This is a genomic window from Bacillus alveayuensis (assembly GCA_030812955.1).
GTDB classification, from domain to species: Bacteria; Bacillota; Bacilli; order Bacillales; family Aeribacillaceae; genus Bacillus_CB; species Bacillus_CB alveayuensis.
The window spans coordinates 1-13,905 of sequence record JAUSTR010000032.1; the positions used below are offsets into that span (position 1 = coordinate 1).

The 13,905-nt window shown below is 33.5% G+C and carries 12 protein-coding genes and 2 pseudogenes; 11 read left to right on the forward strand and 3 right to left on the reverse strand.

The genetic code is table 11. The annotated features are described in order from the left end of the window. A partial coding sequence (locus tag J2S06_RS15270) for a transposase (protein ID WP_419152855.1) occupies positions 1-233 on the reverse strand: 233 nt, incomplete at its 3' end. A gap of 801 nt (positions 234-1,034) precedes the next feature. Between J2S06_RS15270 and J2S06_RS15275 the strand changes: the two are divergent. Beyond that, positions 1,035-2,099 (forward strand): annotated as a pseudogene (locus J2S06_RS15275) (IS3 family transposase). A 119-nt stretch (positions 2,100-2,218) separates the two neighbouring features. On the opposite strand, the gene J2S06_RS15280 reads toward J2S06_RS15275, so the two are convergent. After that, on the reverse strand, positions 2,219-2,653 hold the full coding sequence (locus J2S06_RS15280; RefSeq protein WP_044747371.1) for a VOC family protein: 435 nt from the start codon (positions 2,651-2,653) through the stop codon (positions 2,219-2,221). 379 nt (positions 2,654-3,032) lie between these two features. On the opposite strand from J2S06_RS15280, the pseudogene J2S06_RS15285 reads away from it, so the two are divergent. After that, a pseudogene (locus J2S06_RS15285) lies at positions 3,033-3,131 on the forward strand (ABC transporter permease); the annotation flags it as partial. A gap of 470 nt (positions 3,132-3,601) precedes the next feature. On the opposite strand, the gene J2S06_RS15290 reads toward J2S06_RS15285, so the two are convergent. Then, positions 3,602-4,429, reverse strand: coding sequence for a sugar phosphate isomerase/epimerase family protein (locus J2S06_RS15290; RefSeq protein WP_419152856.1), 828 nt, complete (start codon positions 4,427-4,429; stop codon positions 3,602-3,604). A gap of 864 nt (positions 4,430-5,293) precedes the next feature. On the opposite strand from J2S06_RS15290, the gene J2S06_RS15295 reads away from it, so the two are divergent. The 9 genes from J2S06_RS15295 to J2S06_RS15335 form a co-directional block, all read left to right on the forward strand. After that, entirely contained in the window at positions 5,294-5,713 is a 420-nt protein-coding gene (locus J2S06_RS15295; RefSeq protein WP_419152857.1) for an uberolysin/carnocyclin family circular bacteriocin, read from the forward strand. A 75-nt stretch (positions 5,714-5,788) separates the two neighbouring features. Next, positions 5,789-6,442, forward strand: coding sequence for a YIP1 family protein (locus J2S06_RS15300; RefSeq protein WP_419152858.1), 654 nt, complete (start codon positions 5,789-5,791; stop codon positions 6,440-6,442). 19 nt (positions 6,443-6,461) lie between these two features. After that, positions 6,462-8,060 carry a M48 family metallopeptidase gene (locus tag J2S06_RS15305; protein WP_044747373.1) on the forward strand — a complete coding sequence of 533 codons (1,599 nt, stop codon included), beginning with the start codon at positions 6,462-6,464 and terminating at the stop codon, positions 8,058-8,060. A 35-nt stretch (positions 8,061-8,095) separates the two neighbouring features. After that, entirely contained in the window at positions 8,096-8,650 is a 555-nt protein-coding gene (locus tag J2S06_RS15310) for a stage II sporulation protein M (RefSeq protein WP_160299046.1), read from the forward strand. A gap of 90 nt (positions 8,651-8,740) precedes the next feature. Further along, positions 8,741-10,366: a hypothetical protein gene (locus tag J2S06_RS15315; protein ID WP_419152859.1), complete on the forward strand. Its 1,626-nt coding sequence runs from the start codon at positions 8,741-8,743 to the stop codon at positions 10,364-10,366. A gap of 15 nt (positions 10,367-10,381) precedes the next feature. Then, positions 10,382-11,101, forward strand: coding sequence for an ABC transporter ATP-binding protein (locus tag J2S06_RS15320; RefSeq protein ID WP_419152860.1), 720 nt, complete (start codon positions 10,382-10,384; stop codon positions 11,099-11,101). Positions 11,102-11,130: 29 nt separating this feature from the next. Then, entirely contained in the window at positions 11,131-11,451 is a 321-nt protein-coding gene (locus J2S06_RS15325) for a hypothetical protein (protein WP_419152861.1), read from the forward strand. A gap of 125 nt (positions 11,452-11,576) precedes the next feature. Then, entirely contained in the window at positions 11,577-13,244 is a 1,668-nt protein-coding gene (locus J2S06_RS15330; RefSeq protein ID WP_419152862.1) for a hypothetical protein, read from the forward strand. Positions 13,245-13,336: 92 nt separating this feature from the next. Next, on the forward strand, positions 13,337-13,905 hold a 569-nt coding region (locus tag J2S06_RS15335), incomplete at its 3' end, for an IS110 family transposase (protein ID WP_419152863.1).

A 13,905-nucleotide genomic window follows, 5' to 3' on the forward strand; every position in this document is an offset into this window, starting at 1 on the left:
TGAAATTCCCCGTTTCGGTCTCTTGGGACCAAAAGGCCTTCAATCCGACCGTATTGTGTATCTAGGTTTCGCTGATAGTAGCCGTTTCTCATATTGGATGTGTCCGCTTGTTCGATTTCGAGAAAATGATTGATCTCTTCCCGCATAATCAGTTCTAATTTTCCTTTCACAAACTGACGAATGGCATTTTCCAGTTGATTTGCCCAGTCGATATTCGATATACTTTTAGACATAGGTAGGGTTCTCCTTTCTCTGGAATGTGTTGTTGGTCAAATCAGAGAATACCCTACCTTTTTTCTTTTGGTCTAGCAAAATGCTTTACACAAACTTTTATACATCATCGGATAGTTTAGTTATCGGAATTAAGTAAATTTATAAAAACTATATTTTTATAAAATAATGCTTAAAATAGGTGCACAATAACTTCTACATTAAAAATCTAGTATTATTAAGGCTTCAAAAGGTGTCAAAACATAGTGACATAAATCAAAGGAGAAAATAACATGAAATATAAAACATACAAAGCAACAAATTTAACATACCTTAAAACTGCTGGGGGCTCATACGTGTATAAGCATGAAGTTGCTTGCTGAACTGCAAAGAGGCGATACTTTGGTCGTGACAAAATATTTCTAAGTGGCTTATGATGCTAAAGGTCATCAGTTAAGCAACGTATCTATTCCCATTAATTAAATTTTGGTGTGTTTTGTTCAAATAGCAACGATGTTCTTTTTTCAAACAGGTGCGTTTCTGCAATAAACAGAAACGTTTTTTGTGTGACGAACAGGTTAGTGAAAGAGTAGCGAGTCCATATAGATTGTATACAAAAGAAATTAACAAATTCAGGTTATGTGAATGGTACTCCGAAAGATGCTCAAGAAAGAGAAAAAATTTAAAAATTGAGTGAATTTCTTAACTTTTAGTTCTTGCATGACAAGGAATTCAGAACATAAAAAAAGGAAGTACCTCCCTAAATCTCGAATAGTTAAGCATCAACCCAAAACTTTGAAGTCACTGCAGAATTTAAGGCCCAAATGGTCAAGCTTTATGAATACGGAAAGCCCCGAAAAGAGATTATTCGTGAGTAAGATTTGACACCTTCTGCGTTGGATAAATGAATCAAACAAAGCAAAACATCCGGTTCCTTTAAGGAGAAGGACAATCGTTCTCCAGAAGAAAATGAATTGATCCAGCTTCGAAAAGAAAACAAGCGTTTAACGATGGAGAATGATAGTTTAAAGCAAGCCGCGCTGATACTAGGACAAAAGTAAATGTGATCAAGAATAACAGACACAAATACTCGATATCAGCAATGTGCAATGTCCTAAAACTTCCAAGAAGCACCTATTACGACAAAGCAAAAGAGCAAGATCATTCAGAAGATGAACTGGCAGCTGCCATACTGGAGATCTTCCAGAAAAGCCGACATAACGATGGTACACGGAAGATTAAACACGAATTAAAGAAGCTTGGCATCATCACCTCAAGGCGAAGAATTGGCAGAATCATGAAAAAAGCGGGCTGGTATCAAACTATACAGTTGCCCAGTTTAAGCCCCATGTGGATAAATGCAATGAATCAAAAGTGGAAAACGTGTTGAAAAGGGAATTTGACCCACAAGAGGAATTAACAGTTGTTGTTAGCGACTTAACATACGTGAGAGTGAAAAAAATGGCATTACATCTGTTTATTTGTCGATCTTTATAATCGAGAAATTATTGGCCATAGTGCAGGTCCCAACAAAGATGCCTAACTCGTCTATGAAGCATTGTCGACCGTGATTTGCGGAAATTCAATTATTCCACACAGACAGAGGCAACGGATTCAAAAACAAGACCATTGATGAAGCTCTAAGATACTTTTCAGATTAATCGGTCGTTAAGCATGAAAGGCTGCCCCTAGACAACGCAGTAGCTGAAGCAACCTTTAAAATCATGAAGACCGAGTTTGTGAAAGGTAAAAATTTCGAAAGTGTAGAACAACTCAAAATGGAATTAGATGATTATGTTCATTGGTTTAATCATATTAGAATCCATGGAACGCTAGGGTATTTGAGCCCAATGGAGTATAAAGAGAAACACCTCAAAAAAAGTGTCTAGTTTAGTGTTGACATACCACAATTTTCTACTCTACTATAAATTGTGTATAATTTTGCGGGTAACTCGATTCGTAAAATAAACCAATTTAACTTCGTATTATGCTTATAATGCACCAATTGTTAATTATCCCTTTTTTCCTCCCAAAGTCGTGTGCGTTCTTCAAAACTCACTTCTTTGTGTATTTGATGCAGCATCCATTGATAGCCGAAAGGGTCAATAAATATGGCATTTGACACTCCGTAATCAGGCATTTCAGTCACCGGTTGCACCTCAGTACAGCCCGCACTGGTCACCTTTGAAAATGTTTCCTTGATGTCAGGAACAAGGATGTTAAACCAAATCGTTTTAGGTTCATCCGGGTTTGGGGCTTTCAACCCGAATTTTGGGTTTTCATCCAACATGTGAAAGCGTACTCCGTATAGGGTAAAAATGACTTCATTTTCACCTTTAGGAAAATCTGTAACCTCAACACGCTCGATATCGAATATTTTTTCGTATAATTCCAATGCTTTCAAGCTGTCTGTAACAACCATATCAATTTCTACTCCAACCATTATGTACACACTCCTTTTATAGCTTCGCTATTTCCTGCTAATACGCAATAAATATGCATTAACTATTGTCATTATATACCTATCATAATCATCACAATGTCTGTGCCAAAATACCTATTAACCGTTTGACTTCTTCCTCTAACTCTTATATACGCTTGTTTTTAGCAATGATAAGGACATCTTTACTTGCATCTGCCATTTCCCTTTTTAACTTGCGTTCAGTATTGATATTTACTTATGTAAAAAAATAATAGATAGAGCATACACAAAATACCGTATAGCCTATCTATTATCATAGTTTAGATAAGAAATTCTGGATATAATTTAGTTTTTTCAGAAAGAAGTTTGTTTAATAGTGATATGGAAGATTACAAAATGCGGCAGTATTTTTGTTGCGCTTGCATCGATTATTGGGTTTTGGTCGGATGCAAAAACATCGATTATGCCAATGATGTATAACATTGGAAACTACGGCAAAGGCCAAATAATCGGATTGCAGAGAAGCAGCATACTTAAAAATATAGAAATTTGAATCAAATTTCAAAACGTATTGATTCATGTGGCTGCTTAAGCGGAGTGAATAACCAAATGGCGCTTTCGACGAAATCCATTGCTTTTAGTTAGCCCGCAAACGCTGTTCATTTGATTCCTATAAACTTAGTATGGAGTCCGTTTGAAAAACAAAAACATTCCCTTCCTGTATAACATTCATTTCTATATTCAGGCATGAGCTTTTGCAAAGAGGGGCAGGTGATAGGACTTTGCAAGGCATACAGACCAGTCTATCACCACACCCGCCCCACATGTTGAATATGATGCCACTGTACAAGGCTTTGATTGTATAAAAACTCAATGATTCACAAGTGATTTCAAAAGGTTTAAACAGGGATTAAAATGTTTTTGAAATCATATCAATCGAAATAAAACGACTTCTGTCAGGAGATTTCTTTATACTTGAACTTTCATTTCATCCCATTGTTTTAGTTGTCTTAAAGATTCTTTATAGTAATTGACCACCACATCTAAATAGTTTCCATGCTTAATCGGCGTAAATGGATTGGGTCCTTCTGCGACCATTTCCATTATAATCGGTCCTTTGAAACCAATTTCATCTAAAGCTTTTATTTGACCTCTAATATCAGAGTGTCCGTTACCTATAGCTTGCCTATTGGAATCAGCGACATGATAAACACCCAGCTTATTCCCTGCGTCCTTGATTGCCTGAATTGGACAAGCCTCCTCAATATTCATATGATATGCATCTAATAATATATAAAGGTTGTCGCTTTTTACTTCATTAATTAATGAAATCGCTTCCTTTGCTGTTAAGATTTGATGGTTCTCATACCGATTGAGTACTTCAAATACAACTTGAAGGCCAACTTCCTCCGCTTTATTTACAATCTCCTTCGTACTAGCTACAAGCAAATCCCAGTCTTTTGTTAAATCTCCGCATCCATGTATTTTCCCAACATCACCATGTAAGCAGATTCTGTTGGCACCTAAATTTTTCGCCCAACTGATTAGGTCTAAAAAATATTGTACGGCACTAGCTCGAATATTTTCATCAGAACTGGAAATGTCTACATTTTCAGGTGTTACGGACAATACCTTCAAGTCATATTTTTTTAAAATCGCTGCTAACTCTTCCGGAGATTGTGACAAATCCCCTTGGACTTCCACTCCGTCAACACCAATCTCCTTGGATATTTTACATTTCTTTTCAAAATCTATATCTCCAAACGTCCATAAACAAAGACCATAATCTCTTTTCATATTATTTTCCCTCCGGCAAGTAGTAATTTATACAATTCTATTATTTATAGATTGTATCAAAATCCGAAATATTCTGAATACTATAAGTTGTAAGATTTTGAATCTGTTAAGCTTTCACAGATTCAATACTAGTTATTGCAATTTTGTTGAAACGGATCTAGTCCTATTATCTTAATTTTTCTTAGTTTTACAGTTGGCGGATCAAATATAATAGTAATTTCCGATTCAGAATCTATAACTTTAATTCCTTCTTCCATTCATTGTTTTGCAGCTTCAAACAGGTAAGTCCTCAGCTTGTTCTTTAGTAATGACCAACTTCATTTACAAGATAGTCTAATTCTTCTTATATCAGATTTTCCGATTCTTCCGACCTATTTCATCTTTCTATCCAATAGTTCATATTTCATGTTTTACATGTATTTCCTGCAATTAAATTGACAATTAACCCTATATATGGTAATTGAATAAATAAAGGGGCATGTAAAAAATTGCCGTCTCTTCATCATTTTCTGTGGTTGACACACAATCCTAGTAATAAGTTAGCGAGAGTGTATCACTGAGCAGGTAATGTCCTTTTTCAGCTTGCTGACTACTGGGTTGGTAGGCTAGGAGCGGTCAATGCTTTCCTTGAATTGCATAAAGGAATCATTTGATATTGTAATAAATGGACTTGAAACGTTTCAATAATCTATATGAATCAAGATGTAAACTTATGTAATTTTAAAAAACAGAAAATTTTTTATTATAGTAATGTTAATAAATATTGTAATATCTATAAGAACGATTTGGTAATTATCTATTTGGATATTGCTTAAAAGAGGTGGGAAAATAAATTACTCTCTAATTGAAAGGGGGTGAAATAAAATGGTATTTGCGATGGAAAGTGGTAGAAAAAAGAGCATGGGCGTTTTTCTTGTATTCGTATTAGGATTTATGTTTTTGGCTAGCTCTTTACTATTTCCTCCTAAAATGGATACTGCAAAAGTAAGTAGCACTTCAGTTGCCTCATCTGAATTTAAAAATGTAGAAATGAATTTGGCTCAAGTTATTTATAAATACAGTAGAAAAGATAAAAATGACAAAAGAATTACTTGGAATGAGTCACAACAAAAGGCTTCTAAAATTGTAAATATGGTTTTAACAGGCTCTGATGTTGCTTCAGCAATTAGCGTTGTGTTAGGATTCTTTTCTTTTGGAACTGTTACTGCTATTGCTTGGGCTGCTAGAATGACATTGAAGTGGTATATCAAAAAGAAAGGTAGAAAAAAAGCAGTAACTTGGTAATGCATGAGTGAAGTAGTTCTGATATTTTTAGAGCTACTTCACTTTATAAAAATGGTGTTGTGTGGGAGGGATTTTATGCAAAGCAAATCCTTATTAGGGTCTTATTTTAAAACAATTGTCGAACCTTATAAAATGTTCAATGAGCTACAAGAAAAACCAAATACATTAAGGCCCTTTTTGATTATATTACTGAGTGGAATTATTCTGACAGTTGTTACTTTTCCTCATACGTTTAAAGAGATTAAATATTTATTTAATTTAGACTCCTCTATATCTACTACCGTTGTTGTCTTTTTTATTTTTACATTCTTAATTTGCGGATCTGTAATTATTGAGTGGGTGATGTTATCTGTTTTACTCTATTTTATTATATCTCTTCTATCACCTGCTATAAGTAATTTTAGGATTGTGTTTAGTGTGGCTGGCTTTAGTTGGGTACCAATTATTCTTAAAACAATATCTTTTGCTACACTTGTTTTAATTACAGGAGAAGTATTTGAACCGGTAGGACTGCGGGTTCTGGTTCCAAATCTAGATCATGATGTGGCTGTTGCTCTTCTTAATCAAGTTGAGCCTTTTTTAATATGGCAGTTTGTTTTATTGTATTTTGGTGTTAAAGCATTATTGAAATCTGAAAGACGGGTTGCTCCTTTACTTATTGTAAGTATTATCTTTGTAGCAAACTTGACATTAAAAACAATTCCATCGATTATGACAAGTTTCCTATAAATTAAGGAGAGTAGTTATTATGAAAAAAAGAATGCTCATATTTTTATTGGTCACGGCGTTTTTTACAGTTTCGGTTATTATGGTTGAGTTAAGTATCCGTTCAGCTGTTTTATCGCCATTTATTCTTCTCGATTCAAAAAAAAATGTAGGAGTCCAGAAGCTTTTAACTGGCTATTCCATATACCAAGGGGACTATCTTTTAGATATTGAAAATACTGAAGAAGACTCTACCAATCGTCCGCTCGCTTTTCATATTGGACCTATTGATTATCAATTTATCAAAGTCAATACAGAAAACATTATCTTACCTGCTGGAGAAGAGCTGACTGTTATGACGAGAAGAGGGGTTGAACCGTCTTTTAGTAAGGAAGTGACGATTCAGTCTAGTAAGAGGAAATTTTTTTTTAATGAATATACAATACGTGCTGCAAAAAATGATGGATCATTCTCCATCCAATTGAAGACGGAGTTTAGTAAAACTCTTACTTTTTTGATATATGGTTGTTCATTTTTATTGCCTTTTCTTTTGGCATTGTTTATTAACAAGGTTCTTCCATGGCGCAATCTTTTTACATTGTTTGTTCCGTTTATCTTAGCTGGAATCCTTCCATTGATATTAAACTATCATTTTTCGATGGGTTACGCACTACTTTTAACAAAATCATACATTTGGAGCATTTTGTTATGTATCTTTCTCCCGACGTTTTTATCAGTTTCATTGACAACTGCTATATACCAATGGACGATAAAAAGTGATGAGGATATTGAAGGAGAGTCTGAAATGGAGGAATCAGATTTCCTTGAATTTTCAAAAAGAGAAATAGTTATAATTTTTGTACTCACTATAGGAAGTCTTGCTTACTTTTTCTCATTTTTCCTTTTTCCACTATCCCTATATGTAAAAATTGTGGACAAATGGTATTTATTTGCTGCTTGGTATTTATCGTTAACCCTTATTATAATGCTAGTTTATACTGTAATACATCGTTTCATGGGGAACTATGAAAATGTGGGATTCACCGAGCAATTTTACTCTTTGAAAAAAACGATAGAAGCTGCATGTAGTATAAACGTTAACCTATTTACGAAGAAAGAGTCCGAGAATGAGACGAATGCTTGGGTGTATAGTACTCCTTTTGCATCTAAAAAAAGCATTAACATTTACATGACAGAAGGTTTGATAAAAAAATTTACTTTAGATGAGGTAAAGGCAGTGTTATTTCACGAAATTGGACATATCAAACGAAAGCATGGTCGTTGGATACTGTTTATTACTTTTGGAGTAGCGACGCTTATTAGTTTGCTGATGTTCTTTACTAGAAAAATTATGCTAGGATTTGGATGGGGACAGTATATCCTTATTTTTCCAGTTGGTATAATCGCTTTAATAGGGCTCACAGAATGGCTTCCGAATAAAATTAGTAAAATGTTTGAACACCAAGCAGATGAATTTGCTGTAAGGCAATTGGGGAATAAGGAGTTATATATTCAAACATTAATGAAGTTAGAGCGAATCAGTGAAAAAGAGAATGACGAGTTTGACTTCAAAAGGAAAGAGTGGAAAGAAACTCATCCATCCTTCCAAAAAAGAATTAACTTTATCAAGGACTTGGTATGAACGTGAAAAATATATTTCGACTTAAGGCGTTTGGTATGGCATTTTTGGAAAGAAATCGAGATGTTTTTTTACTTTCACTTTTAATTGTTTTAATAAGTTTTTTTGGACCAATGATTTATTTGCAGTTAACTGATGTAAGAGAAGCAACAGACATGGAACAGGAGGCTGTAGTAATAGTTTCAGAAAACCTCGATGATGAGGAGCTTACGTGGCAGTCTATATTTTTTCATAATTTCATGATTTTATTGCCAGCATGTATTGGTGTGTTTTCATTTGGTTTCGTTTCTTTTTGGTATATCCTTTTACAAGGATATTTATTAAGTACTAGTATCTTTTATTTATCAAAAGAATTCTCTTTTTGGTTTGTATTTAAATATACATTTTTTCATGGTGTTTTTGAAATCCTAGCAATTATACTTGTTGGGGCATTCGCACTAAAGCCTGCAGTAGTGACTTTTAAGTGCATTATATTAAAAAAGCCCTTTTTCCAAAAAAGAGATTTTAAAGATATGTCTATACTGTTTGTGCTCTATGTATTTTTTCTTCTCTTGGCAGCGTTAATTGAAGGTCTTATAACAACAAGGCTTTGAGAAATGGAGACTTATATGAAAAAAATTTGGCTTATATGGAACAATCGGACACGGTTAACTATTAATAAAATTGTGTACCAGGATGAAAGCATGAAAGATAAACGAAAAAGGTTATGGGGTGTTGCTACAATAATAGCATTGATTAGCACCGTAACTGTTTTATTTATGAACTCCTTTTCAACTGTACTGTTTAAATGGATCTATGGAATTTTAAATAGTACAGATGTGGAAAATGTAAAGTGGTTCAGTATTTTTAATTTATTTGTCTTTCTTTCATTTTTGATAAGTGGTATTTACGATCAATTGTATCGTTTTTGGCTTGCTGAAGATTTAGAGCTTCTTGTGTTGTCTCCAATTTCTTTAAATCAACTATTTGTAGCTAAAATTTTGGAGAGAACATACATAAAGTTTATGTTTTTCATGCTTGTTCTTGCTGTTTTTTTCTATCAATTATCTCTTTTTTTAAATCTTAGTCTAGGAACAGGGATTATTCTGTTTGGTACTTTTGCACTTCAATTAGTCTTGGTTATTGTTATTCGTTTTATTTTCATTAGTACAATGGTGATAAAAAAAGCTTTGCAGCAATCATTGCTTCCGTTTGTCTTACTTTTTTTTAGTATAAATATAATCAACGCTATTTTTTTAATTTATTTGATAAAACCATTTTTGAAAAATATGACTCACTTCTTTTTTTATCCGTTTTATTTGTCGATTTATGAATCTTTTTTTGTGAAAGTAGTTATTAAAATTGCTAGTTTTACATATTTTCCGCATTCTATGGCAGTTGGAGTTTTTAATTTTTCTCCTTTTTTTGCACTGATTACATATGCTATAGTAATCGGCATTTTGTTTAAGGTTTCGGATAAAAGATTGAATAAGCTGATTACTGAATATATTTTTGGAAAAATGCAAGAGGCTCGTTCAGTACGTGCAGAAGCTAAAAAGAAAATTCATACTGTTTCAATTATTTTTTTATTAGAAAAAATACCTTTTATACACCCCCATGTGAGATTTATTATGAAAAAGGATATGTTAATTTTTACACGGGATGATAAATATCGATGGAAGATGGTATTTGTTATCATGAGTTTGGGGTTGATAGGAATTGTAGGTGCTTATTATTTTATTGAAAATAATATGGACGCACTTTCTTCTCATTCAACATCCGCATCTGTATTTTTAAGTATTACGGTTTTATTTATGTTCATGAATAGCATTGTTAGTCGATTTTCGATTGATTCGGAAGGAAGGAGTTTTAGGAATTTAGTGATTTTACCAGTGGAATCTAAGCATATTGCGATGGCAAAAATCATCAGTATGCTTTTGGCATTGATCCCCTTCTTAATTATTTATTTTATCGGTATACTTATTTTATTTAAGCCTAATTTTCTAATTCTTAGTGTAATTATTTTATCGACTATGCCTGTTATGCTATTAATTGGTTTAATTTCAACAGCAACTTTTCCAAATTTTTCAGATGAATCTTTGTTGAATTTGCCAAGCACCCGAGCTAAAGTAATGATTAATATATTGTTCGGTTTCTATTTGCTCTTTAATGGAATATTATTCTATTTTATAAGTGATCCAGTTATTTCTATATCTGCTTTTGTGTTTACTAACTGTATGCTTGTTATCTTTTTATTTGGAAGGTTTTGTAATAAAATAGAGGGATTTACTTTTAATAGTTTTGAATCATTAAGTGAACTCTTTGATTGAGGGAGGTGAATATAAATGTTAGAGGTTCAAGGAGTAACAAAAATATATAATGATGTGCCGGTGGTTAATGATATAAGTTTTAGAATCAAAAGAGGCGTAATCTATGGTATTCTTGGACCAAATGGAGCAGGAAAAACAACATTGCTAAGTATGATTACAGGATTATTAAATCCAGATAAAGGTAAAGTGTTATTGGAAGGTCTAGAAAGTTATTTACCTGAATATAAGAGGAAAATTGGTTTTGTATCAGATGTAATTAATTTATACGATTATTTAACTGGAAGAGAATACATACACTTTGTTGCTAGCTTAAGAGATGTTCCACGTAAGGAACAAGAGTTAGAAATTGAGAGGTTGTCAAAGATATTTCAATTAGAACATCAATTAGATAAGTTTATTAAAACATATTCGAAAGGAATGAGACAGAAGACAGCTATTATTTCTGCTCTTGTTCATCAGCCAGAACTTTTAGTTTTGGATGAACCTTTTTCTGGGCTTGACCCTATTGGATTAAAAGAAATGAAAGATTATTTAATAGAATATGCGAAAAGAGGAAACAGCATTGTTTTTAGTACACATATATTAGAAATCGTTGAAAAAATGTGTGAGCATTTAATGATTATTCATTCTGGACGTAAGATTGTAGAGGGGAATGTGAATCAACTGAAAAGTGACTTAAAACTTGGGGATTCAACTGATTTGGAGCACATTTTTTATAAAATGATAAGCAGTTAATAATCCCTTATGGTTGGAGTGAGTAGACAGTGAAGAAGGTTTTGATAATATCAGGGATTTTCATATTAGTTGCAGGATTTTTCGGTGTAAATTTAGTTTATAAGAATTCTAATAAGGCTATTAATGTTGATGTTATAAAGTTAAAAGAAAAGCCATTGGTGGAGACAATTATGATACCTGGTATTCTCCATTTCAAAGACCATCAATACGGTTTAGATTTGGTTTCTGGAGGTTCAACTCTTTGGTCGATTGTAGCGGCAGTAGCTGGACTTAGCGGCGCAATTGGAGGTATTACTGCAATTAAAGACGTTATTCAAAATTCAGGAAGAAAATATGCTATTGCTTGGTAATTAAAGCTGAAAGAGTACAAGCACAAGCTGCGGAAATCCGGCAAAACTTGTATTCGCAGCTAATACTAAAATTAACATGCCCCTTCTTTTTTCTGTTTACCTAGTCAGGAGGTGCCAGTTAAATAATGTTTACTAGTAATTCTGTCTTTTCTTTTTTAGATAAAATGATCAATAAAATAAAATATAACAGAAAATCTGCTCTGCGAAAATTTTTAGTAGACTGGCAGCTGGATAAAATTGATCTTAGAAAGATATATAGATGGATTACACTCATTATGATTTTTATTATGAGTGCTTTGTTTTTTTTAACAGTATTTTTAACTGGTTATATCATCAAGGATCTAGATGCAAATACATGGTTAAATGTCTTTTTGAGCTTTGTAATATTTCTTGCTTTCCTCAACTCATTAAGTTTCTTTAATAAAAAATCTTCTGTTTTTTATTATGACACGACAAAAATGTTGTCTCAATTAAAAAGTTATAGAGTTTTACAAGTCATTGCTTCTATTTATGGTGACTCATTGAAAAATACAGTGATAATGTGGTTCGTTTTGTTAATACCTGTAGCTTTAGGGATACATATAAATTACTCAAGTTTTGAGCTGAAATTTTTGATTTACTATTTTCCGCTAATTATTCTATTAAGTTTAATAATGACTATGTTTTTTTCATACTTCCGCTTTTTGTTTTCCCATTTTTTTTATATACAATCACTGCGTTTATTAAATCGCTTTTTTCTATTTATAGTCGTTGGGCTCTTATTTTTTTTATTACCCTTCACGATCGCTTCACTGTTATTCAATTCACAAAAATTTGGAATTAAATTAGCAGATATTGTGATAAAATATCAGTCTTTTTTAATGGAACTCGGTCTGCCTAAGGACATATATAATCTGGAATTTCATAAACTTTTCATCGTTTTTCTTTTCATGCTATTAATAGCTGGTGTATTCACTTTGATATGGATCAAAACATTAAATCATTTAGATTTAATACCTTATTACCAAATTCGTACCCGTAAAAGCTCTATATCTGATAAAGATAAGTTCATAAATACGAATAAATATTTTTTTGTAAAAGACATACTTCATATTAAGCGTGTTAGTTCATGGTTTATTGGGCATATCGGAAAAACTATATTTGGCTTGCTAATATTTATCGGAATCGCCTTGCCAGTCGTACAACATTTTATTGATTCAACATCACCGTTGTTTTTTTTATCCATTATAACAGTATTTGCTTTTGCCATATTTCAAATTGTTGGCGACTCACTAAAAATGATTTTAGCGGTTGATACAGAGGCCAAGAATATACACTTGCTTGTTTATACCAAATATACAATGTGGGATATTGTCAAAGAAAAATGGTATATATATTTTATTTTTACATTTCTAGTCACTTTTTTCGTAGTCTTATTATCTTCTGTTTTTATAAATGTAAACATTTTTCTGTATGCTTTATCAATCACTATTATGCTCACCTACGGTGGACTGAGTGGTTTATTTCAAATATTCTCAACAGCGTTATACCCACGGATAAATTGGGAGCATCCCTATGAAATTGGTGAATCCCATAAAGCTAATTTTATAAATAACATTTTAAACAATGGTCTAACTTTTCTATACACGGTTTTCATAGGAGGATTACTGATAGCAGATCAATTTTTCGGATTAAAATTAAACACTATGGTTGCATGTATTCTTATATTAACTCTCGTTTCCTTTTTCTTTTGCACTTATGCCATCGTTGCTGCGTATACTAAACAAATTTCAGTCAAGGAGCATTCCTGTTAGAAAGGTTTTGGGGGACTTGAAAGAAAAAAGCCCTCTTGGTATGATGCAGGGGTGTCAACAAGCACCTATCATCAAACCAAGGAGGACTCACTATGAATTGTACACAAAATCGCAAAATTGAACAAGTCACCGATCAAACATTAGTGATTGGAATGGATATTGCCAAGCAAAAACATTACGCAGCGATCGTGGACGCACGAGGACGGGAGCTGAAGAAGCGGTTTCCGGTGTTCCAGTCGAGAGCCGGATTTGAACAGTTCTATGCGCTGATCCAAGAGGCGATGAGGGAATTCGGCAAAACGGAAGTGATCGTCGGGATCGAACCGACCGGACATTACTGGTTGAACCTCGCCTACTTCCTCGAGGAAAAAGGGATCCCGTTGGTGATGGTCAACCCGATGCACGTCAAACGGTCGAAAGAACTCGACGACAACTTACCAACGAAGCATGATGCCAAAGATGCTCTTGTCATTGCGAAACTGGTCAAAGACGGACGTTTTAGCTATCCACGCATTCTCCATGAGGTGGAGGCGGAATTACGGGCAGGAAGCACGTTTCGAGAGTCGTTACTCAAGGAACGGAATGCCGTCCACAATCAAATGATTCGATGGCTCGATCGCTACTTTCCTGAGTTTGTGCAGGTGTTTCCGTCGTTCGGAAA